Source organism: Tabrizicola sp. T46 (genome assembly GCF_057219895.1).
The window spans coordinates 734,512-756,450 of record NZ_JBXVVV010000002.1; the positions used below are offsets into that span (position 1 = coordinate 734,512).

Sequence of the window (21,939 nt, forward strand, 5' to 3'; positions counted from 1 at the left end):
CATTCTTCCGGGGCAGCCTGCGTCCCGCCGGCCGCCCGGTCATGCCCATCCACGCCGCAGTGGCGTCGGATTCCGGCGATCAGGGAGAGATCGCGATCTCCTGCCGAAGGCGACCGTCGCGGCCGAAGATGAGGATGCGGTCGTCCTCTGTCACCACGGCGATCCAGCCGGTGCCAAAGGTCACGGCCTCGGCCTTCGCGCCCTCGGGCAGGGTGAAGCCATCGGGCAGGCTGGGGGCCGGGGACTGGAACGCCTGCGGCATCCGGGTGACAAGCAGGCCCACCACGGTTATGACACCGCCGATCATCGTGAGCGTCAGCAGGATGACCAGCCATTTCAGGAACCGCAGGCTGGGCGGCAGGGCCGGATCGGGGGCGTCGGTGGGATCGGACATGGGCGAGGCTTTCGACGACGAAGAGGTCGGGACACTGACCGTCACCATCGGTGACGGCGCCCCCGCCCGCCTTGATAAGGCGCTTGCCCTCGCCGTGCCAGAGGATGCGGCACTCTCGCGGTCGCGGCTGGCCCGGATGATCACCGAGGGGGCGGTAAGCGTGGATGGGCAGGTGGTGACGGACCTCAAGGCCAAGGTCGCCGCGGGGCAGGTCTATAGCCTCCGCCTCGACCCGGCGGTCGAGATCGAGACCTTGCCCGAGGCGATCCCTCTGGCGGTCGTGTGGGAGGATGCCGACCTCATCGTCATCGACAAGCCGGTCGGGATGGTCGTCCACCCGGCACCGGGCACGCCTTCGGGGACGCTGGTCAATGCCCTGCTTCATCACTGTGGGGACACCCTGTCGGGGATCGGGGGGGCGAAGCGGCCGGGGATCGTGCATCGGATCGACAAGGACACCTCGGGCCTCCTCGTCGTTGCCAAGACCGACCGCGCGCACCATGGACTTGCCCGGCAGTTCGAGGAACACTCGGTCACCCGCCGCTACCTTGCGGTCGTGCATGGGGTTCCCCTCGCCTCGGACCCCAGGCTGCGAGGGCTGCGGGGGGTGACGGCGGAGGCCGCGGGCGTGATCCGGATCGCGACCCACCTGGCCCGCCACCGGACCGACCGGCAGCGGCAGGCGGTGGTCTGGGAGGAGGGCCGGCACGCGGTCACCCGGGTCCGGGTGGCCGAGGCCTTCGGGGACCAGGCGGCGCTGGTCGAGTGCTGGCTGGAGACCGGGCGGACCCATCAGATCCGGGTTCACCTGTCCTATGTCGGGCATGGTCTGGTGGGCGACCAGACCTACGGCGGGCGGCGGAAGTTGGGCGGGAAGGCGGCGGGGGCGGAGGTGGCGAACCTCTTTCCCCGGCAGGCCCTGCATGCCGCCACCCTGGGGTTCGATCATCCGGTCACGGGGGAGCGGCTGGAATTCGCGGCGCCCCTGCCAGAGGATATGGCCGGGCTGATCGAGGCCCTGCGGGGCGGGTGACCACGGGAGTGACCACAGTGGTCAAAATCGGAAAATAACATGAAATCAATGTTTTGCATGTTTTCATTTACCATTTCTTAACCCGTGACCACGCTGCTGGGCGGCGGCCCGGCAGGCCGATGCCGCCGCCGCGATCCGGCACCTGCCAGGCGCAGGCGCCTGTGGCACCTCTGCCCATTTCTGTGACTTCCTTCCCCCCTCCTTCGCCCTGCGCCTTGAGGGTTCGGATCTGGTCCGTTATCGTCCTGCCAAGGCGGCAGCAGCTTTGCGCGCTGTCCGATGGAGAGTTTATGCCGGAGATTGCGGGAGCCTGCTGATGCCGCCCGCCCCGATGGATCGGGGACAGGTGGCGTGAGCGACAGGTGGCGGGCCACTGGGCCTTTGCCGCCGGTCTGAACACGGCTTTCACTCCGGTTTCCTTCAATGAACATCTCACGTCACGAGCAGCGCGTGCTGCACGTTCTGGCCCTTGGGGGCCGCATCGACCATTCCCGCAATGGCACGAAGATCGATGAGGTCCTTTGCGTCTCACGCGAGGGGCTGATCCTGACCGACTGCACGCTGTCGGTCTTTCAACGCTTGCGGCGGAAGCGTCTGATCGCTTCCGAAAGCGGCGCCCCCTACCGGATCACCCGGCTGGGACGGCTGTCCGTACGCGCGCAACTTGACAACCAAGGGTAAGGAGGCACCCGATGACGCAGAATTTCAACATCTGCGCGATGACGCATGAAGACCTTTCCGCGGCAGGGGCCGTCATTGCCGCGGTGGACCTCTTTCCCCCGGACCTCTTGCCCGAGATGGCCGCGCCCGGCCTTTCGGGCAGCGCCCCCGAGCTTTGGCTGATCACCGAAGGAGGGGAGGGCCTCGCCTATGCCGCGCCGGAGCGACTGACCGACGGGACCTGGAACCTTCTGGCGCTGGCAGTCTTGCCGGCACTGCAGGGCCAGGGCCTTGGCCGGGCGCTGGTGGCGGCGGTCGAGGCAGATGTCAGATCACGCGGCGGTCGGCTTCTGCTGGTGGAAACATCGGGCACGGAAGGCTTTTCCGGAACGCGGGCCTTCTACCGGCGGTTAGGCTTTCACCGCGCGGCGCGAATCCGCAACTACTATGCGGCGGATGACGACAAGGTGATCTACACCCGGTCGCTTGTCTGAAGCGGGCGTTCCTGGCCCCGGCGGCAACGGTCGTCGCGGGCCGGGCGCGCGCGTGGCGATCTGACGGGCCTCGCACGTTCGCGTGACCCTTATGTAACGTGGCTTTACATAAGGCGCGCGCGGGCGACATCTGACGTTAAGTAACCTTGTGGCAGGAGCGCCTCTTGCAGGAGTTGTCATCTGCGCATAGGTTTCACGGTCTCCCGGGGGCGCAGTCGCACCGGGGCAGCTTAGGGGGCACTGAATGAGCACCTACACGAACCTTCCCGCACCAAGCCCGGAACAGGGGCTGAACCGCTACATGCAGGAAATCCGCAAGTTTCCGCTTCTGGAACCGGAAGAGGAATACATGCTGGCCAAGCGCTGGGTGGACCACCAGGACACCGAGGCCGCGCACAGGATGGTGACGAGCCATCTGCGTCTGGCCGCGAAGATCGCCATGGGCTACCGCGGCTATGGGCTGCCGCAGGCCGAGGTGATCTCTGAGGCCAACGTCGGCCTGATGCAGGCGGTCAAGCGGTTTGATCCGGAAAAGGGTTTCCGGCTGGCCACCTACGCGATGTGGTGGATCCGTGCTTCGATCCAGGAATACATCCTGCGGTCGTGGTCTTTGGTGAAGCTGGGCACGACATCCGCGCAGAAGAAGCTGTTCTTCAACCTGCGGAAAGCCAAGGCCAAGGTCGGCGCGCTGGAGGAGGGCGACCTTCGCCCCGAGAACGTGGCGCAGATCGCCAAGGACCTCAGCGTGACCGAGGAAGAGGTCATCGACATGAACCGGCGCCTGTCGGGGTCGGATGCGTCCCTGAATGCGACGGTCGGCAGCGATGGCGACAGCGCCACCCAGTGGCAGGACTGGCTGGAGGACGAGGACAGCGACCAGGCCGAAGCCTACGAGGAGAAGGACGAGCTGGACGCCCGCCGCGCGCTTCTGGTGCAGGCGATGGCGGTCCTGAACGACCGCGAGAAGGACGTGCTGATGCAGCGCCGCCTTGCGGAAGACCCGGTGACGCTGGAAGAATTGTCGGAAAGCTATGGCGTCAGCCGAGAGCGGATCCGCCAGATCGAGGTCAGGGCCTTCGAGAAGCTGCAGGCCAAGATGCGCGAACTGGCCAAGGGCAAGGGCATGGTGATCCCGGCCTAAGGTTCTCGAAACGCGGAGGGGCGGAACCTGCGTTCCGCCCTGCCATGCTTAGAACCGGTAAGCGTAGCCGACCGAGATACGGCTGGCATCAAGATTATAGTCGAGCGGAGAGCTCCCGGAAAACAGCAGCGTGCCGTCACTGTAGCTTGTCGTCTCGACCTCGAAGCGGACGAAGGATTTTTCGTTCAGGGACCAATCAAGACCAAGCGCGACCGAGGTGCCGGAAGCCGAGTCGTCTGTCAAATCAACGGGATTTCCATTCCCCCCACGGTCAACCTTGACCCTGGTGCTGGTCGCACCGATGGCAAGATAGGGAAGGACGTCGTCATAGACGTATCCGATGCGTCCGCGAATCTGTGTCGAACCATCGGCAGTTGCCGGACGGAGGAAGTTACCATCGTCCGCGTCACCGGACTGATCAATCACAAGAGCTTCGGCGCCATAGACCAGATTGCCCGACTGGAAGTTGTACCCGGCAAAAAGAACGGGGCTTATGCCCGAGATATCCACAGGCCCGTCACCGAAGGACAGATCGTTGATCTCGATCTTGTCGTAACTCAGCGAGCCGCCGACATAGAACCCGGTCCAGTCCTGCGCCTGGGCCGCGCCGCTTAGGAACAGCAATGCAACTGCGCCGTACACCTTCATGTCTGTTGTCCAATCCTTGCCAGAGGCCAGCCGCGGGGATACGCGTACGCCCGACGAGCATACACCGCTTCAACGCAAGGACTACAAGGCAAATTTCGACCGTTGTTCGGGTGTGTTGACTGCAACATCGAACCGGGGGACCTCATTTGAGGTTGCCTGCAAACGCCTCGACCAGTAACAGGCCCGAACCTAGCGGGACAGCCACATGAAGATGATCGATACCTTCCTGAAGCCGATGCATCCCGAGGGGTGGAAGTTCCTCCCTGTCTTTGCTGCGGTTAGCCTTGTGCTTTTCTGGATCTGGGATCCCCTGGGCTGGATCGGCGTCGGGTTGACCGTCTGGTGTTACTACTTCTTCCGCGATCCGAAGCGGGCGGTGCCTGAGAATGCGGGGCTGATGGTCAGCCCGGCGGATGGCGTGGTCAGCCTGATCGAGCGCGCGGTGCCGCCCGAGGGGCTGGGCCTTGGACCGGAGCCGCTGGTGCGGGTGAGCGTCTTCATGTCGGTCTTCAACTGCCATGTGAACCGTGCGCCGATTGCGGGGAAGGTCACGGCGGTGGTCTACCGGCCGGGCAAGTTCCTGAACGCCTCGCTGGACAAGGCGAGCGAGGAGAACGAGCGGAATGCCCTTGCGATCGAGATGGCGGATGGCCGGAAGATCGCGGTGGTGCAGATCGCCGGGCTGGTTGCGCGGCGGATCATGTGCTGGACCAAGCCGGGCGACAGCCTTGCCACGGGGCAGCGCTTCGGCCTGATCCGCTTTGGCAGCCGCCTCGACGTCTACCTGCCCGAAGGCGTCGCGCCACAGGTCGCGGTCGGCCAGACAGCGGTGGCGGGCGAGACGGTGATCGCGCTGATCGGGCAGGAAGCCCCGGCGCGCGTGGCACGCACGGTCTGAGCCATGGCCAGGAAGCCGGACGACGCCCCGCGCGAGTTGCTGCTGCTGAAGCTTTTGCCGAACCTTGTCTCGATCCTTGCGCTGTGCGCCGGGCTGACGGCGATCCGCTTTGCCATCGCGGGCAGTTTCGGGATGGCGGTGCTGCTGATCGGCACGGCGGCGGCGCTGGACGGGCTGGATGGCCGGCTGGCGCGGATGCTGAAATCGGAAAGCGCGATCGGCGCGGAACTCGACAGCCTTTGCGACTTCGTGAACTTCGGGGTCACGCCGGCGCTGGTCCTCTATCTCTGGGGCCTGAGAACCGAGACGAGCTTGGGATGGATCGCAGTACTGGTCTACGCGGTCTGCTGCATGCTGCGTCTGGCGCGCTTCAATGTGGGGAGCCGCGCGGCGGGTGAGGCGGCGGAGAAGACCAGTTTCATCGGCGTGCCCTCGCCAGCCGGGGCGATGCTGGTGCTGATGCCGATCTACCTGGTCTTTGCCGCGGATGAGGCCTTCGTCATGCCGCCGGTCCTGATCGCGCTTTGGATGCTGGGTATCGGCGCGCTGATGATCAGCCGCGTGCGTACGCCGTCTCTGAAGCGGATCACGATTGCGGCGGAATACGCCCGCTATGTGCTGGTCGGGTCGGTGGTGCTGGTCGCCGCCCTTCTGACCTACCCCTGGGTGACGCTGACGGTCCTGTCGGCCTGCTATCTGGCGGCGATCCTTGCGCTGTTCCTGCGGGGCCTGCGCCCCGGACAAGGCGCCTGACCCAGGCTTGCATTTCCCGCCGGACATTGCAGTCTGGGGTTGAAAACCATTGGGAATCATACGCATGCAAGTGGATGCCATCGAACGGACTTACCGGCGCTGGGCCCCGGTCTATGATCTGGCCTTCGGGCGAATCACGCAGGGCGGCCGTCTTCTCGCGGCACGGCACGTGAATGCCACGGGCGGGTCGGTGCTGGAGGTCGGGATCGGGACGGGTCTGGCGCTGGAGTTCTACGATCCGGGCATCCGGGTCACGGGGATCGACCTGTCCGAGGAAATGCTGGCCGAGGCGCGGGTCCGCGCTGACAGAAAGGGATTGCGGAACGTGGCAGGTCTGCACCGCATGGACGCGCGGCAGATCGCGCTTCCCGACGCTGCCTTCGACCATGTCGCTGCGATGCACATCATGTCGGTCGTCCCCGAGCCGGAGCGGGTGCTGGACGAGATGGTGCGCCTGTGCCGCCCCGGCGGGTCGGTGATGATTGCAAACCATTTCGCCGGGCGGGCCGAGGGATGGTCTGGCCTTGAGCGGCTGGCGGCTCCGCTAGCGAACCTTCTGGGCTGGCATTCGGACTTCCCGATCAGCCGCGTGCTGGGACATCCCGGGTTGAAGCTGGAAGAACAACTGCAGGTCAGGCCTTTCGGGCTGATGACCTTCCTGCGCTTCAGGCGGGTTGAATGACGGCGCGAATTCTGGACTAGTAGCCCCCGGGAAAAGACGGGAGGGCTGCGACATGGAACCGGTCAGATGGGGTGTTCTGGGGGCAGCGCGATTTGCGCGCGAGCATATGGCCCCGGCAATCCATGCCGCCGAAGGTGCCGAGCTTGCGGCGCTGGCGACGAGCGATGCGGCCAAGGCCGAGGGGTTCCGGGCCTTCTGCCCCGGGATCGCAGTGCACGACAGCTACGAGGCACTGCTGGCGGACCCGTCGATCGATGCGGTCTACATTCCGCTGCCGAACCACATGCATGTGGAATGGACGCTGAAGACGCTGGCCGCGGGCAAGCATGTGCTGACCGAAAAGCCCATTGCCCTGAAGGCGCGCGAGATCGACCAGATCATCGCTGCCCGCGACCGGACCGGGCTTCTGGCGGCCGAGGCCTACATGATCGTGCACCACCCGCAGTGGCAACGCGCGAAGGAATGGTTCGAAGCGGGCGAGATCGGTGAGCTGGTCCATGCCGACGTGGCCTTCAGCTTCAACCTGACCGATGGCGGCAACATCCGGAACAAGCCCGAAACCGGGGGCGGGTCGTTGCGCGACATCGGGGTCTATACCTTCGGCTGCACCCGTTTCGTGACGGGGGCTGAGCCCGTGGACATTTCAGCCCGGATCCGGCGCGAGAACGGGATCGACAGCTTTGCCCAGGTGGTGGCGGTGATGGAGGGGCCGCGGGGCCGCTTCACCTATGGCTCGATGACCTCGATGCGGATGTACAACCGGCAGACGGCGACCTTCCAGGGGACGAAGGGGATGATCCGGCTGGACGGCGGGCCGTTCAACGCGAATGTCAACGACGTGGCGGCGGTAGAACTGCACCGGGACGGCAACCGCGTGATCCGCGACCGCTTTCCGACCGCGAACCACTACAAGCTGCAGGTCGAGGCTTTTGGCCGGACGGTCCGTACCGGCGCGGCCTATCCTTGCCCGCTGGAGTTCGTCCGCGGGACGCAGGCGATGATGGACCGGGTCTACGAGGTCGCGGTCGAAATCTAGGCCGAGGCCGCGGTCGGCGCGGACCGGGGTGTAAACCCTTTTCGTCTCTGCGTGCAATTTTTGCCCAATCTCTGCGCAAGCGTGCTAGCGTCTGCCTTGCTGGCAAGCCGTCTGCGACGTTTTGTCGGGTGATCCGACCCGCTGCAGAGAATGTAAGAATTGCCTGACACCGATCGTCCCGCTGACTTCCCGGAAGACCCAATGAACGATGATCGCGCTTACTTTTCAGGACCTTTGCCGCAGCCGGTGCGCGAGATTAAGGCCGATATCGAGCGACGCGGTCAGCAGCTTTCCGAGACGGCCCTGCGGGTTCTGGCGCGAGAGGTGATTCTGCGGATCAGCCGGACCGAGTCGCCGCCACTGCCGGCCACGGCCCGCCCCTCGACCTCGGAGGTGGAGGCGCTGTGCGACGCGCTGGTCTCGCATGACGACCAGGCCGGCGCCGATATGGTGCGGGCGGCCCGGCTGGCCGGGATGCCGGCTGACGGACTTTACCACGGCTATATCGGCGAGGCGGCGCGGCGGCTGGGGCAGCGCTGGGACCGGGACGAGGCCACCTCGACCGATGTGATCCTGGGCGCGGGGCGGATCTATGCGATCCTGCGTGAGTTGCGGGCGGTGTTCCTTGCCGAGCATCTGGACGCCCCGCCCGGTTCCGAGGCGGTCATTTCCTGCGTGCCGGGTGACATGCATGGGATCGGCGCGACGATCGCCGCCGATACGCTTCGGCGCAGGGGCTGGGACATCGCGCTGTATCTCGGCCTGACCCACTCGGCGCTGGTCGAAGAGATCGCCGGCAAGAAGCCGACGATGATTGTGCTGTCCGTCGCGCAAAGCTCACTGACCTTTGCCGCCGCCCGGCTGATCGTTGCGCTGCGCGTGCGGTGCCCCCAGGTCTGGGTGCTGGTCGGTGGGCCGGTGATCACCGAGGATCCGGATGTGGCGCGGATTATCGATGCCGATGCTGCGGCGCGCAGCATCGCGGAAGGGGCGACTCTTCTGGAGCACCACCTTGATGCGCTGAACCGCCTGCGCAGCGACCGCGCCTGAGGCGGCCTCAGGCCTCCATCGCCTCGAGTTCGTCAATGAAGCCGGCGATCATGGACAGGCCCTTGTCCCAGAACTTCGGGTCGCTGGCGTCAAGGCCGAAGGGGGCGAGAAGCTCCTTGTGGTGCATCGACCCGCCGGCCTTCAGCATGGCGAAGTACTTTTCCTGAAAGTCCGGAAGGCCCGAGGCATAGGCCGCGTAAAGCGCGTTCACGAGGCCGTCGCCGAAGGCATAGGCGTAGACGTAGAAAGGCGAGTGGACGAAGTGGGGGATGTAGGACCAGAAGGTTTCATACCCGTCCATGAACTCGAACGCGTCGCCGAGGGACTGGGCTTGGACGGACATCCAGAGGGCGTTGATGTCGTCGGGGGTGAGTTCCCCTTTAGCGCGGGCGGCGTGGAGCTTGCATTCGAAATCGTAGAAGGCGATCTGGCGGACGACGGTGTTGATCATGTCCTCGACCTTGCCGGCGAGGAGGGTCTTCTTTTCAGCCGGGGTCCTGGCCTGGTCCAGAAGCTTGCGGAAGGTCAGCATCTCGCCGAAGACGGAGGCGGTTTCGGCGAGGGTCAGCGGGGTTGAAGCGAGAAGCTCGCCCTGGCCCGCCGCCAGCACCTGGTGGACACCGTGGCCGAGTTCGTGCGCCAGCGTCATCACGTCGCGCGGTTTGCCGAGGTAGTTCAGCATGACGTAAGGATGGACGGTGGTGACGGTCGGATGGGCGAAGGCACCCGGGGCCTTGCCGGGTTTGACACCCGCGTCGATCCAGCCTTTCTCGAAGAAGGGTTTCGCAAGGTCGGCCATGCGCGGGTCGAAGGCGGCATAGGCCTCGGTCACCGTCGAACGCGCCTCGGCCCAGTCGACGAGGCGCGGAGTTTCGGTCGGGAGGGGGGCGTTGCGGTCCCAGACCTGGAGTTTCTCAAGCCCCATCCATTTCGCCTTCAGGCGGTAGTAGCGGTGGCTGAGTTTCGGATAGGCGGCGACGACGGCGTTGCGCAGCGCCTCGACCACCTCGGGTTCGACGTGGTTCGACAGGTGCCGGCCATGCTGCGGCGTCGGCATCTTGCGCCAGCGGTCGTGGATTTCCTTTTCCTTGGCCAGCGTGTTGTGGATGCGGGTGAAGAGCTTGATGTTCTTCCCGAATACCTCGGCCAGGGCATGGGCCGCCGCCTCGCGCCGGGACCGCTGCGGGTCGGTCAGAAGGTTGAGCGTGGCCTCGAGGTTCAGCTCTTCCGGCTCACCTTCGACGGTGAACATGAGGCCCGCCATCGTCTCGTCGAAGAGCTTGTTCCAGGCGCTGGCCCCGACGACGGATTCGTCGTGCAGGAACTTTTCCAGCTCGTCCGACAGCTGGTGCGGGCGCATCGCGCGCATGCGGTCGAAGACGGGCTTGTAGCGGGCGAGGCCGGCATTGGCAGCGAGCAGGCGGGCGAGGTGATCGTCGTCGAGCCGGTTGAACTCGAGGCTGAAGAAGACGAGCGGCGTGGTCGCGTTCGTCACCCGGTCCTGGGCATTGCCCATGAACTGCGCTCGTTCGGGGTCGATCGTGTTCTGGTAGTAGCGCAGGCCCGCGTAGGACATGAGCCGTCCGGCGATGGTGTCGATCCGTTCGTATTCCTGCACGCAGGCGAGGAGGCCCGCGGCGTCCAGCTGGCCAAGCTTGCCCTCGTAGGTGGCGGCAAAGGCGGCGCAGGCGCGCTCAAGCTCTTCCATGTCGGCGGCGAAGGCCGGGGCGTCGGGCGCGGGATAAAGGTCGGTCAGGTCCCAATCGGGCAGGTCGCCAAAGCCGCCACCAGTGGAGTTGGCGTCGAAGACGGGCTGGGGCAGGGGCAGGGTCATGGAAACCTCCGGGTTGGCTTGGTGGCATGTAGGGCTGCAGGGACGGAATGCGCAAGGGCAGGCATGTGCGGTCGCCTCCTCGTGCGACTTCGTCTTCTCGTCGGTGCAGCCTCGGCGACAGATGACGAGGTCATAGGCAAGCGGCCCGGTCAGCGCGCCGCGTCCAGAAGGGCACGCAAGGACTGGATGGTGTCGATCTCGTCCACCCCCTTGTCGCGGCGCCAGCGGATCATGCGGGGAAAGCGGAGCGCGATGCCTGACTTGTGGCGGGGGCTGGCCTGTATCCCCTCGAAGCCGATCTCGAAGACCAGTTCGGCCGGCACCTTCCGCACCGGCCCGAAGCGTTCCAGCGTGTTTCGCTGCACCCATCGGGTGATCTCGTTGAACTCGGCGTCGGTGAGGCCGGAATAGGCCTTGGTGAAGGGGACGATGTCGTTGCCGTCGCGCACCCCGAAGGTGAAGTCGGTGTAAAGGTTCGCACGCCGCCCGTGGCCGGCCTGCGCGTAAAGCATGACGGCATCGACGGTCCAGGGGTCGAGCTTCCACTTCCACCAGTCGCCGCGCTTGCGCCCCGCGAAATAGGGCGAGGCCGCGCGTTTCAGCATCACGCCTTCGGCCCCTTCGCCGCGTGCGGTGGCACGGACTTCTGCGAGGGCGTCCCAGGAGGGAAATGCGATTAGGGGCGAGGCGGCCAGGGGCAGGGTCGGGCCAAGCTGTCGGAGAATGGTTTCGAGCCGGGCGCGGCGCTGGGCGAAGGGCTGGCTGCGGATATCCTCGCCCCTGTCCTCGAGAAGATCGTAGGCGATGATCCTTGCAGGTGCCTCGGCCAGAAGCGACCTGGGCACGGTCTTGCGGCCGATCCGCCTTTGCAGTTGCGCGAAGGGGAGCGGGCGGTTCTGCGGGCCGTCCCAGGCCAGGATTTCCCCGTCGATTACAGTGCCGGGGGGCAGGAAGTCGGCGAGGGGTGCAAGGTCGGGGAAGCGGTCGGTGATGAGTTCCTCGCCCCGGCTCCAGAGGGCAAAGGCGCCGGGGCGGGTGATGAGTTGCCCGCGGATGCCGTCCCATTTCCATTCGGCGCGCCAGTCGGAGGGGTCGCCCAGCTGGTCGGGGCCGACCTCAAGCTGGCTGGCGAGGGCAAAGGGGTAGGGGCGCGCATTGTCGCCCTCTTCGCCCGCGACAAGGGCGGCAAAGGTAACGCGGGCGGGGTCCCAGTCGCCCATCAGGCGGTGGGCGAGGGTTGCCTCCTCGACCCCCGTGGCCTGGGCGAGCGCGCGGGTCAGGAGGCCCTGGGCCACGCCCATGCGGAAGCCGCCGGTGAGAAGCTTGTTGTAGAGAAAGCGCTCGGTCGCGGGGAGTTGCGACCAGGCCTCAAGGACCGCTGCCTTCCGTGCGTCGACCGGCTGGCCGGTGAGGCGGATAAGGCCGCGGATCGCTGTGTCGAGCGTCAGGTCGGCATGGGTGGCGGGGGGCGGCAGAAGAAGGGCGATCGTTTCGGCAAGGTCGCCGACGACGGTGTAGCTTTCCTCGAAAAGCCAGTCGGGGATGCCGGCGACCTCGGCGGCCCAAAGGCGAAGCTCGGTCGCGTTGACCGCGCGTTTCGGGCGGCGGCCGGTCAGGAGGGCGACGGTCCAGACGCGGTCGGGTTCGGGAGCGTTCAGGAAGTATCCGGTCAGCGCGGCGGTCTTGGCACCGGTCTTCGTGGTGCCGTCAAGGGCTGCGAAGAGGGCGGCGAAGTGCTTCATTCGGTGACCGGGCCCTCGGCTTCGGCCTCGTCCCCGAAGCGGGTCTCGACGATACCGGCGTCGTAGCCTTGCGTTTCCAGCCAGTGGCGGAAGGGGGCGGTGTAGCCATGGGTGACGAAGACGCGCGTGGCACAGGTGGCGCGGATAGCGTCATTCAGCCCCTGCCAGTCGGCGTGGTCGGAAAGGACAAAGCCGGTTCCCAACGCACGGCGGCGGCGGATGCCGCGGACGGCCATCCAGCCGGAGACGAAGGCCTCTTCCATCGGGCCGAGGCGGGCGGACCAGGCGGAGCCGAGGGCAGAGGGCGGGGCAATGGCAAGGGCGCCGGGATGGGTCGTCCCTGTCACCTCGGGGGTGACGCGGACGGTCGGGGGCAGGCTGTAGCCTTGGGTCCGCAGGACCTGCGTCATCTCTTCGACCGCGCCGTGGGTCAGGATAGGGCCAAGCGCCGGCAGTCCGGCAAGAAGGCGCTGCGCCTTGCCGAAGCTGTAGGCGCCGAGGATCGAGGTCTTGCCGGCGGCGGCGTTGGCAGACCACCAGGCGGCGATGCGCTCCATGACCAGGGGCTGCGGTTCCCAGCGGAAGATCGGCAGGCCGAAGGTGCATTCCGAGATGAAGGCGTGGCAGGGGACGGGCTCGAAGGCCTCGGCCAGGCCGTCGGCTTCGGTCTTGTAGTCGCCCGAGACGACCCAGACCTCGCCCTCCACCTCGACCCGGATCTGGGCCGAGCCGGGGACGTGGCCGGCGGGATGGAACGAGACGGTGGCATCGCCGATCCGGCGCGACTCTCCATAGGCGATGCCCTCGGCGGTGATGTCGCCGAGGCGGCGGCGGATGACCGGAAGGGCTTGGGAGGTGGAAAGGTAGGCGCGCATTCCCCAGCGCGCGTGGTCGCTGTGGCCATGGGTGACAAGCGCGCGGGACACAGGCCGCCAGGGGTCGATGTGGAAGTCGCCCGCCGGGCAGTAGATGCCGCTGTCGGTGAATGTAAGGACGGGTGGGGCCATGGGGAAAGGGTAGCGCAGGGGCAGTGCGGCGCAAGTCCGGGATGGGCGGGGGTGGCGGGGATGGCTTGCCTGGGCCCGGTGCGGCGCTGCCGAAATCTTGGGCAGATGGTCACAGGGCGGGCGCTTTTTCGCAGCGGGGGTCTTTTCGCATGGCACCGGGCCTGATCTAGTGGCCGCAAGGAAGCCCGGGGGTGGTCGGTGGCGCAATTCAACGAGATGTACCAGGGCGACCGGGTCCGCCAGCCCTATCTCCGGCTTGAAGACTGGGTCTCTGCCATGCCGCAGGAGTTGCGGAGCCTGAAACAGGCCGAGGCGGAGGCGCTGTTCCGCCGGATCGGCATCACCTTCGCGGTCTATGGCGAGGGTGGCGATCCCGACCGTCTGATCCCCTTTGACATGTTCCCGCGGGTCTTTTCCGCCCCGGAATGGGCGAAGCTGGAAAAGGGGATCAAGCAGCGGGCGCGGGCGCTGAACGCCTTTCTGGTCGACGTCTACGGGCGGGGCGAGATCATCCGTGCGGGCCGTATCCCGGCGCGGCTGGTTTATCAGAACGAGGCCTATGAGAAGGCGGTGGCCGGCATCGTGCCGCCGAAGGGGGTCTACAGCCACATCGTCGGCATCGACATCGTGCGCACCGGCCCGGACGAGTTCTTCGTGCTGGAAGACAACTGCCGCACGCCGAGTGGGGTCAGCTACATGCTGGAAAGCCGCGAGATCATGATGCGGATGTTCCCGCATCTGTTCCGCGAGAACCGGATCGAGCCGGTGGATGGCTATTCGGAAAAGCTGCGCCGCACGCTTGCCTCGGTCGCGCCGAAGAAGTGCAAGGGTGAGCCGACAGTGGTGATCCTGACGCCGGGGCATTTCAATTCCGCCTATTACGAGCACTCGCTCCTTGCCGACCTGATGGGGGTGGAACTGGTCGAGGGGCAGGACCTTTTCGTGGAGGGCGAGTTCGTCTGGATGCGGACGACCGAAGGCCCGCGCCGGGTGGATGTGATCTACCGCCGGATCGATGACGCCTATCTCGACCCGCTGTGCTTCCGCCCCGACAGCATGCTGGGGATTCCGGGGCTGATGGACGTCTACCGGTCTGGCGGCGTCTCGATCTGCTCGGCCCCCGGTGCGGGGGTGGCCGACGACAAGGCGGTCTACACCTATGTGCCCGAGATGGTGCGCTTCTATCTGGGCGAAGAGCCGATCCTGAACAACGTGCCGACCTGGCAATGTGGGCGGGCCGAGGATCTGCGGCATGTGCTGGCGAACCTGCCTGAACTCGTAGTGAAGGAGGTGCATGGCTCGGGTGGCTACGGGATGCTGGTCGGCCCGAAGTCGAGCAAGGACGAGGTCGAGCGGTTCCGGGCGAAGATCGTCGAGGACCCGGGGAACTACATCGCGCAGCCGACGCTGGCCCTGTCTTCGGTGCCGACCTTTGTCGAAGAGGGTGTGGCGCCCCGCCATGTGGACCTGCGGCCCTATTGCCTGGTGGGCGAGACGATCGAACTCGTGCCGGGGGGCCTGACGCGGGTGGCGCTGAAGGAGGGGTCGCTGGTGGTGAATTCGTCGCAAGGCGGCGGCGTCAAGGATACGTGGGTGCTGGCAGAATGACGGGGGCACAATTCTTCTGCGAAGAATTGCGGTCTTTCGCAGAAAGATCGTGCGCGGCACGGGGTTTGAGATGCTGAGCCGGACCGCCGACAACCTTTACTGGATCGCCCGCTATATGGAGCGGGCGGATACCGTGGCGCGGCTTCTGGAAGTGGGCAGCCGGATCAGCCTGATCCCCTCGGCCCACGGCTACCGCAGCGAGTGGGACAGCCTGTTGCAGGCAACCGGCATGGCCGATGCGTTTGCGAAGAAATACGGCGACCCCGTGCAGCGGAACATAGAGAGCTTCCTCTTCTTCGACCGCGACAACCCTTCCTCCGTCGCAAGCTGCATCACCGCGGCGCGCGAGAACGGCCGGATCGTGCGGACGGCGCTGACCACGCAGGTCTGGGACGCGCTGAACACGGCGTTTCAGGAGCTCAAGGCGCTGGAGCGGCAGCCGCGGTCGGAGCTGGAGCTTTCCCGCCTGACCGACTGGGTGATGCGCCATGCCGCGATGGTGCGGGGCGCGATCGACGCCACGCTTCTGCGGAACGACGGGTTCAACTTCCTGAACATCGGCTACTACCTGGAACGCGGCGACAACACCGCGCGTCTGATGGACGTGAAGTATTATGTCCTTCTGCCGCGGGTGGATTTCGTGGGCTCAGGCCTCGATAACTACCAGTGGTCCACGCTTTTGCGCGCTATGGGGGCGCAGCGGGCGTTCCACTGGGCCTATGGCGGCGAGGTGACGGCGGCCAAGATCGCCGACTTCCTGATCCTGAACCCGCAGTCGCCCCGGTCGCTGGCCACTTGCTCGGCCGGGCTCGTCAACCACCTTGACCGGGTGTCCAAGGCCTACGGCCGCGACACCATCGCCCAGGAAAAGGCGCGCCTCCTGCGGGCCGAGGTGGAAGGGGCGACGGTCGATGCGATCTTCGACGAAGGGCTGCACGAATACCTAACCCGCTTCATCGGCGAGGCGGCGGCGCTGGCCCAGGCGATCCACCACACCTATCTGAGCGGGGAAATGCGCTGATGCTGCTGAGCGTCGATCACGTCACGCGCTATCTTTACGACAGCCCCGCCCGGTCGGTCGTGCAAAGCCACCGGCTGCAACCGTCGGTCTTTGCGGGGCAGAAGGTGCTGGCGTGGGAGGTCACGGTGTCCGGCGGGACGAAGGGTGCGGCTTTCCGCGACGGGGCGGGCGACATGGTTCAGGGCTGGACGGTGGCCGGGCCGGTCGGCGAAGTGGCCGTGCGCGTGACCGGCACGGTCGAGACCACGGACCTGACCGGGGTCCTGAAGGGTCACCGCGAGGTCGTGGCCCCCGATGCCTACCTGCGCGCGACGCACCCGACGCGGGCCGATGCGGCCCTGACCGCGCTGGCCCTGCGGGCCGATGGGGCCGATAACCTGGCGCTGGCCCATTCCCTGAGTGCTGCGGTGGCCGAGGCCATCGCCTATCGGCCGGGCGTGACCCATGCCCATACCACCGCCGCCGAGGCATTGGCCTTGGGCGAAGGCGTCTGCCAGGACCATGCCCATGCGCTGATCGCCTGCGCGCGGGTGCGGGGGATGCCGGGGCGCTATGTCTCGGGCTACCTTTTCGCCGCGGCCGACGGCACGCCGCACGAGGCGGCCCATGCCTGGGCCGAGCTTTTCATCGCGGGTCTTGGCTGGGTCGGGTTCGACCCGGCGAACCGCTGCTGCCCGGACGATCGCTACATCCGCCTGGGGTCAGGGTTCGACGCGCAGGACGCCGCCCCGATCCGCGGCATCGCGCGCGGGGCCGGGCGCGAGGCGATGGATGTGACCGTTGCGGTCCAGCAGGCAAGCCAATAGGGTCCGGGGGAAACTGGGGACGGACGAATGACCTATTGCGTGGGCCTTCTTCTGAATGAAGGCATGGTGCTTCTGTCGGACACCCGCACGAATGCGGGGCTCGACAACATTTCGACCTACCGCAAGATGTTCACCTTCGAGGACCCGGGCGAACGCGTGATCGTCATCATGACCGCGGGCAGCCTGTCAGTCACTCAGACGACGATCGCGCAGCTGCATGACGCAATCGACGATCCCGACGCCACGCCGGACAGTTCGATCATGCTGGCCCCGACCATGCTGAAGGTGGCCGAGATCGTGGGGGAGAAGCTGGCGCAGGTGCGGGCCGAGATCGACCACAAGCTGTCGACCGCGCAAGGTGCGAGCGCCAGCATGATCGTGGCCGGACAGCGCAAGGGCGGGGGGATGCGCCTGTTCCTGATCTACCCGGAAGGCAACTTCATCGAGGCGACGGAGGATACCCCCTTCCTGCAGATCGGCGAGCACAAGTATGGCAAGCCGATCCTCGATCGGGTGGTGAAGCCGTCGACCAGCATCGCGGATGCGCAGAAGGCGGTGCTTCTGTCGATGGATTCGACCCTGCGGTCGAACCTGTCGGTGGGAATGCCGCTGGACCTTGCGGTGATCGAGAAAGATGCCTTGCGCGTTACCCAGAAGCGGCGGATCGAGGCCGGTGATCCCGCGTTCCGCGCGATGAGCGAGGCCTGGTCGACGGCGCTCCGCGACGGATTCGCGCGCATCGAGATCTAGGGCTTTGAATTGCCGCAATCGCGTCCTACGTTGAAAGGAAGCAACCGGGAGGATCCGATGCCAGAGCTTGTCCGCCTTTACATCCGCAGTATCGCTGTCGGTTTCGGCGTTTCAGTCGCCTTTACCGCAGTACTGATCTGGTGGGATGTGGCCGGGATCGGGCATCTGATCCTGGGGTCGGACATCGGTTGGGTTGCAGCGGCGATGATGGTCGTCTTCAACGGGATCGTGTTCTCGGCTGTCCAGTTCGCGATCCGCATCATGGGTATGGCTGAAGATGACGAAGGTCCGAAGGGCGGCCACGGCGTGCGGGAACCTGTGCTGGTGCCGGTGCGTGTGACGGTGCCGGTGAAGGTGCAGAAGCGGCGCTAAGCCCCGAACGGGTGGCGGGCCCGCAGCGACCGTGAGAGCCGGGGTTTTCCCGAGAGCCAGAGGTCTCAGGTGGGCGCCAGATACCCGGACCAGGATCCGGGCAGAGCCAGCCCCCGTTCGCTTGCTTATCGGCCACTGGAAAATTGGCCCCGCACGCGAAGAGCAGCACCCGCCACTTTTGTAGATAGGCCTTGGTCTCGTCCGGCGCAAGCGTGACACGGATCCTGAGGGGTCACGAGTTTTCGGCGAAACTTCGATCTCCAATTGCGACTGGTGTCCCGGGCTGGACAGATGTTCACCTTTGGTTCATGATTGTGCCATGGACATGCCGGTCGACATCCCGCCGGGGCTTCTGCCCGGCCAGCGCCTTCAGCGCGGAGTCTGCAGGGGCCTTCGGGCGCTTGATTTCGTCTGTGTCGAGGAACTGGTCCCGGCTCCGGGTCTGCGGGTGGACGTGATGGCGATGGGACCGCGGGGCGAGGTCTGGGTGGTCGAATGCAAGTCGGGCCGGGCCGATTTCCGGGCGGACCGGAAGTGGCAGGGCTATCTTGACTGGTGCGACCGCTTCTTCTGGGCGGTGGACGCGGATTTCCCGGTCGACCTCTTGCCAGAGGGCACGGGGCTGATCCTGGCCGACGCCTTCGATGCCGAAGTGGTGCGGATGGCCCCGGAAACACCGCTGTCGGGAGCACGGCGCAAGGTCGTGCTGCGGACTTTTGCCCGGACGGCGGCGGGTCGGCTGCAGTTGATGCGCGATCCGACGGCGCTGGTCTGACGCCTCAGCGCCGTTTCTTCGATCCGTCGCCCATCGCGCGGGCGGCTTCTGCCGCGGCGCGAAGCTCTTCGGCGATCTCCTCGGCCTCTTCGGGGTCGAAGTCGAGCGGAAGCTCGATGCCACCCTCGGCCTCGATGTAGATGCGGACCATGCCAATGTCGGTCGGCCCGATCTGCAGGTTGGCGGCGATGTCGCTTTGCTTGTCGATGCCCATGGCGGCCTCCGGCTTCGTGGTTCGGGCGTAGCCTGTCGGTTCCTGCCGCGCAAGCCGCATTCGCCACACCCGGGGGGCCGATCCTGCTTGCAATCCGCCGGAGCCGGGGCTAAATCGCCTCCGAGTGCCGCCTTAGCTCAGTTGGTTAGAGCACCAGATTGTGGATCTGGGGGTCCCCCGTTCGAGCCGGGGAGGCGGTACCATCCCCCATTTCCCCTACGCAGCGTGCCGGTGACATCAGGTCAGGGCCGAATGCCGTCGTGCGTGACCCGGCAGACCTTGATCTTTCGGGCGGGGCCGCCAAGGCTGCGGGTCCGCAAGGTGGGGGGAATCACGACATGACTTTCAGGGCGCTGGTCGTCGACAAGGATGCCGAAGGCAAGACTTCGGCTGCTGTGCAGAGTCTGGATGAGGCAGCGCTGCCACCCGGGAACGTGACGGTCGCAGTCGAGTACTCCACCGTGAATTACAAGGACGGTCTCTGCCTTGGGTCCGGTGGCGGGCTTGTCCGGACCTGGCCCCATGTGCCGGGGATCGACTTTGCCGGGACGGTCGAGACATCGGATGACCCCCGCTACGCGCCCGGGGACAAGGTGATCCTGACCGGCTGGCGGGTGGGCGAGGTGCGCTGGGGCGGTTATGCGCAGAAGGCGCGGGTCGAAGGGGACTGGCTGGTGCCGCTGCCCGCCGGGCTGACAACGCGGCAGGCCATGGCCATCGGTACGGCGGGACTGACCTCGATGCTGGCGATCCTTGCGCTTGAAGCGCATGGGCTTGCGGTGGGGCAGGGGCCGGTGCTGGTCACGGGGGCGGCGGGCGGCGTCGGGTCGGTCGCTGTTGCGCTGCTGGCTGCCATCGGTCATGAGGTTGCCGCTGTCACGGGGCGGCCCGAGACGGAAGGCTATCTGCGCGACCTTGGGGCGAGCCGGATCGTGCCGCGCGCCGAACTGGCCGAGACAGTCAAGCGCCCGCTGGAATCGGAAACCTGGGCCGGATGTGTCGACGCCGTGGGCGGGGCCATGCTGGCCCGCGTGCTGGGGCAGATGAAATACGGCGCCTCGGTCGCAGCCGTGGGCCTTGCCGGAGGGTCCGCGTTGCCGGCCACCGTCATTCCGTTCCTTTTGCGCGGCGTGAACCTTCTGGGCATCGATTCCGTGCTGCAGCCCTACGACCGCCGCCGGCTGGCCTGGGACCGGCTGACTCGCGATCTTCCCCTTGCGCGGCTGGAACAAATGATAGTGTCGGCAACGCTCGCCGACCTTCCCCGCCTTGGGGCCGAGATCCTTGCGGGCAAGGTGCAGGGCCGTGTCGTCATCGACGTGAACGCCTGAAGCGGCGCGGGTCAGGCCGCGGCACCCCCGACGGTCAGACCGCTGATGAGAAGGGTCGGCTGCCCCACGCCCACCGGCACCCATTGGCCGGCCTTGCCGCAGTTGCCGATCCCGGGGTCAAGCTTCAGGTCGCTGCCGATGGCGCGGATGCCCTTCAGCGCCGTCGCGCCGTCGCCGATCAGGGTCGCGCCCTTCACGGCCGCCCCGATCACACCGTTCTTCACCCGGTAGGCCTCGGTGCAGGAGAAGACGAACTTGCCGCTCGTGATGTCGACCTGCCCGCCGCCGAAGCCCACGGCGTAGATCCCGTCCTTTAGGCTTGCGACGATCCCCGCCGGGTCGTCCTTACCCGCCAGCATGTAGGTGTTGGTCATACGCGGCATCGGGATATGGGCAAAGCTTTCGCGCCGCCCGTTCCCGGTGGGGGTGACGCCCATCAGCCGGGCGTTCTGACGGTCATGCATGTAGCCCACCAGCACCCCGTCTTCGATCAGGACATTCTTGCCGGACGGCGTGCCTTCGTCGTCGATCGAGATCGACCCGCGACGGTCGGGGATTGTCCCGTCATCAAGGACAGTCACACCCTTTGAGGCGATCTGTTTCCCCATCAGCCCGGCAAAGGCCGAGGTTTCCTTGCGGTTGAAGTCACCCTCCAGCCCATGGCCAATTGCTTCGTGCAACAGGATACCGGGCCAGCCGGGGCCGAGGACCACGTCCATTCCTCCGGCTGGGGCCTCGACCGCGCCAAGGTTCACCTGCGCGATCCGCAGCGCCTCTGCGACCATCGGTTTCCAGCTCTCGGGTGCCATGAGCTGCGCCAGCCCGTGCCGCCCACCCTGGCCGGTTCCACCCTGTTCCCGCCGGCCACCCTCTTCCACCATCACGCTGATGTTGATCCGGGCCATCGGGCGGACATCTGACAGGCGCTGGCCATCGGGGCGCAGGATTTCGACCTCCTGCAGGCTGGCCCCAAGGGTGGCCGAGACCTGCACCACGCGCGGGTCCAGCCCGCGAGCATAGGCGTCGATCTCGCGCAAGAGATCGATCTTCACCGGAAAGGCGGCGTCGGCCATCGGATCGTCGGGACGGTAAAGGCGGGTATTCGTGCCGCGCGGGCGCGGGGCAAGCGTGCCGCCGCCGGCACCCACCGCAAGGCGCGCAGTCTGGGAGGCGCGGCGCAGCGCGGTTTCGGTGATCTCGGTCGAATGGGCGTAACCCGCGACCTCGCCCCGCACGGCGCGAAGGCCGAAGCCCTGACTTGCGTCGTAGGTGGCCTGCCGGATGCGGCCGTCGTCCAGAACGATGTTCTCGGCCCGGCGGCGTTCCAGGAAGAGTTCGCCGTCATCGGCGCCTTCAGTGGCCGCGCGCAAGGTCGCAAGCGCCGCCGCCTCGTCCAGATGCGTCTCGAAGGGGCGGAAGGGGCCGTCGGTCATGGGATCCTCGCGGGCTGGAAACCAAGACATGGGCAAGCCGCGTCCCGGGGTCAAGGCGTTAACGGAGTTCCGCCTCCGGCCAGGGCCGCAGCCACGTAACGAAAAGACGGGATGCCCCGGGGGCGCTGACATGTCGCAACGGTTTCGCTTGTCGCGGATGGACGGATATGGTTTTAACGCGGCACGCGACGACGGGATTCTGTGACAAAGCGGGACCCGAGAAAAACGGCGGTGACAGGCCGCGACACGAACGGGAA

General features: G+C 66.3%; 23 protein-coding genes and 1 tRNA gene. 17 read left to right on the plus strand and 7 right to left on the minus strand.

Features of this window, described 5'->3' with window-relative positions; all coding sequences use genetic code 11:
* Positions 1-79: 79 nt before the first annotated feature.
* Positions 80-394 (minus strand): DUF6476 family protein, encoded by a 315-nt coding sequence (locus AC2D9V_RS11265; RefSeq protein ID WP_484714163.1) that lies wholly within the window; start codon positions 392-394, stop codon positions 80-82.
* On the opposite strand from AC2D9V_RS11265, the gene AC2D9V_RS11270 reads away from it, so the two are divergent.
* The 4 genes from AC2D9V_RS11270 (at position 393) to rpoH (ending at position 3,722) form a co-directional block, all read left to right on the plus strand.
* Positions 393-1,427: an RluA family pseudouridine synthase gene (locus tag AC2D9V_RS11270; RefSeq protein ID WP_484714164.1), complete on the plus strand. Its 1,035-nt coding sequence runs from the start codon at positions 393-395 to the stop codon at positions 1,425-1,427. The two genes, AC2D9V_RS11265 and AC2D9V_RS11270, sit on opposite strands and share 2 nt — an antisense overlap.
* Positions 1,428-1,850: 423 nt before the next feature.
* Positions 1,851-2,108: a YjhX family toxin gene (locus AC2D9V_RS11275; RefSeq protein ID WP_484714165.1), complete on the plus strand. Its 258-nt coding sequence runs from the start codon at positions 1,851-1,853 to the stop codon at positions 2,106-2,108.
* 11 nt (positions 2,109-2,119) lie between these two features.
* Positions 2,120-2,581: a GNAT family N-acetyltransferase gene (locus AC2D9V_RS11280; RefSeq protein WP_484714166.1), complete on the plus strand. Its 462-nt coding sequence runs from the start codon at positions 2,120-2,122 to the stop codon at positions 2,579-2,581.
* Positions 2,582-2,825: 244 nt separating this feature from the next.
* A complete protein-coding gene (rpoH, locus tag AC2D9V_RS11285; RefSeq protein WP_484714167.1) occupies positions 2,826-3,722 on the plus strand; it encodes an RNA polymerase sigma factor RpoH in 897 nt (298 codons plus the stop codon).
* A gap of 48 nt (positions 3,723-3,770) precedes the next feature.
* On the opposite strand, the gene AC2D9V_RS11290 is transcribed toward rpoH, so the two are convergent.
* Positions 3,771-4,370, minus strand: coding sequence for an outer membrane protein (locus tag AC2D9V_RS11290; protein ID WP_484714168.1), 600 nt, complete (start codon positions 4,368-4,370; stop codon positions 3,771-3,773).
* A gap of 205 nt (positions 4,371-4,575) precedes the next feature.
* Between AC2D9V_RS11290 and AC2D9V_RS11295 the strand changes: the two genes are divergently transcribed.
* From AC2D9V_RS11295 to AC2D9V_RS11315, 5 genes are all read left to right on the plus strand, one after another.
* Positions 4,576-5,268 (plus strand): phosphatidylserine decarboxylase, encoded by a 693-nt coding sequence (locus AC2D9V_RS11295; protein WP_484714169.1) that lies wholly within the window; start codon positions 4,576-4,578, stop codon positions 5,266-5,268.
* Between the two features lie 3 nt (positions 5,269-5,271).
* A complete protein-coding gene (gene pssA / locus AC2D9V_RS11300) occupies positions 5,272-6,021 on the plus strand; it encodes a CDP-diacylglycerol--serine O-phosphatidyltransferase (RefSeq protein WP_484714170.1) in 750 nt (249 codons plus the stop codon).
* 64 nt (positions 6,022-6,085) lie between these two features.
* Entirely contained in the window at positions 6,086-6,703 is a 618-nt protein-coding gene (locus AC2D9V_RS11305) for a class I SAM-dependent methyltransferase (protein WP_484714171.1), read from the plus strand.
* Between the two features lie 52 nt (positions 6,704-6,755).
* Complete coding sequence (locus AC2D9V_RS11310) at positions 6,756-7,739, plus strand: Gfo/Idh/MocA family protein (RefSeq protein ID WP_484714172.1); 984 nt, start codon at positions 6,756-6,758, stop codon at positions 7,737-7,739.
* Between the two features lie 201 nt (positions 7,740-7,940).
* Complete coding sequence (locus AC2D9V_RS11315) at positions 7,941-8,789, plus strand: cobalamin B12-binding domain-containing protein (RefSeq protein WP_484714173.1); 849 nt, start codon at positions 7,941-7,943, stop codon at positions 8,787-8,789.
* A 7-nt stretch (positions 8,790-8,796) separates the two neighbouring features.
* Here AC2D9V_RS11315 and AC2D9V_RS11320 read toward each other — a convergent pair whose 3' ends face one another.
* The 3 genes from AC2D9V_RS11320 to AC2D9V_RS11330 form a co-directional block, all read right to left on the minus strand.
* The gene (locus AC2D9V_RS11320) at positions 8,797-10,623 is read right to left on the minus strand and encodes a M3 family oligoendopeptidase (RefSeq protein WP_484714174.1); all 1,827 of its coding nucleotides are present in this window, start codon (positions 10,621-10,623) and stop codon (positions 8,797-8,799) included.
* Positions 10,624-10,772: 149 nt separating this feature from the next.
* Positions 10,773-12,365, minus strand: coding sequence for an ATP-dependent DNA ligase (locus AC2D9V_RS11325; RefSeq protein ID WP_484714175.1), 1,593 nt, complete (start codon positions 12,363-12,365; stop codon positions 10,773-10,775).
* Positions 12,362-13,372, minus strand: a complete 1,011-nt coding sequence (locus AC2D9V_RS11330) for a ligase-associated DNA damage response exonuclease (protein WP_484714176.1) — start codon at positions 13,370-13,372, stop codon at positions 12,362-12,364. The genes AC2D9V_RS11325 and AC2D9V_RS11330 overlap by 4 nt, the downstream gene beginning before the upstream one ends.
* A 216-nt stretch (positions 13,373-13,588) precedes the next feature.
* Here AC2D9V_RS11330 and AC2D9V_RS11335 point away from each other — a divergent pair, with 216 nt between their 5' ends.
* The 6 genes from AC2D9V_RS11335 (at position 13,589) to AC2D9V_RS11360 (ending at position 18,704) form a co-directional block, all read left to right on the plus strand.
* Positions 13,589-14,980 carry a circularly permuted type 2 ATP-grasp protein gene (locus AC2D9V_RS11335; protein WP_484714487.1) on the plus strand — a complete coding sequence of 464 codons (1,392 nt, stop codon included), beginning with the start codon at positions 13,589-13,591 and terminating at the stop codon, positions 14,978-14,980.
* A gap of 70 nt (positions 14,981-15,050) precedes the next feature.
* A complete protein-coding gene (locus AC2D9V_RS11340) occupies positions 15,051-16,001 on the plus strand; it encodes an alpha-E domain-containing protein (protein WP_484714177.1) in 951 nt (316 codons plus the stop codon).
* Positions 16,001-16,807, plus strand: a complete 807-nt coding sequence (locus AC2D9V_RS11345) for a transglutaminase family protein (protein ID WP_484714178.1) — start codon at positions 16,001-16,003, stop codon at positions 16,805-16,807. The genes AC2D9V_RS11340 and AC2D9V_RS11345 overlap by 1 nt, the downstream gene beginning before the upstream one ends.
* Before the next feature lie 27 nt (positions 16,808-16,834).
* Positions 16,835-17,557, plus strand: a complete 723-nt coding sequence (locus tag AC2D9V_RS11350; protein WP_484714179.1) for a proteasome-type protease — start codon at positions 16,835-16,837, stop codon at positions 17,555-17,557.
* A 57-nt stretch (positions 17,558-17,614) separates the two neighbouring features.
* Positions 17,615-17,929, plus strand: coding sequence for a hypothetical protein (locus AC2D9V_RS11355; protein ID WP_484714180.1), 315 nt, complete (start codon positions 17,615-17,617; stop codon positions 17,927-17,929).
* Between the two features lie 325 nt (positions 17,930-18,254).
* Positions 18,255-18,704 carry an MmcB family DNA repair protein gene (locus AC2D9V_RS11360; protein ID WP_484714488.1) on the plus strand — a complete coding sequence of 150 codons (450 nt, stop codon included), beginning with the start codon at positions 18,255-18,257 and terminating at the stop codon, positions 18,702-18,704.
* A gap of 4 nt (positions 18,705-18,708) precedes the next feature.
* Here the strand turns inward: AC2D9V_RS11360 and AC2D9V_RS11365 are convergent, their stop codons facing one another.
* On the minus strand, positions 18,709-18,918 hold the full coding sequence (locus AC2D9V_RS11365) for a DUF6324 family protein (protein ID WP_484714489.1): 210 nt from the start codon (positions 18,916-18,918) through the stop codon (positions 18,709-18,711).
* 126 nt (positions 18,919-19,044) lie between these two features.
* On the opposite strand from AC2D9V_RS11365, the gene AC2D9V_RS11370 reads away from it, so the two are divergent.
* Together AC2D9V_RS11370 and AC2D9V_RS11375 are read left to right on the plus strand one after the other, a co-directional pair.
* Positions 19,045-19,121, plus strand: a tRNA-His gene (locus AC2D9V_RS11370).
* A gap of 135 nt (positions 19,122-19,256) precedes the next feature.
* Positions 19,257-20,249, plus strand: coding sequence for an MDR family oxidoreductase (locus tag AC2D9V_RS11375; protein WP_484714181.1), 993 nt, complete (start codon positions 19,257-19,259; stop codon positions 20,247-20,249).
* 11 nt (positions 20,250-20,260) lie between these two features.
* Here AC2D9V_RS11375 and tldD read toward each other — a convergent pair whose 3' ends face one another.
* Complete coding sequence (gene tldD, locus AC2D9V_RS11380; RefSeq protein ID WP_484714182.1) at positions 20,261-21,682, minus strand: metalloprotease TldD; 1,422 nt, start codon at positions 21,680-21,682, stop codon at positions 20,261-20,263.
* Between the last annotated feature and the right edge of the window lie 257 nt (positions 21,683-21,939).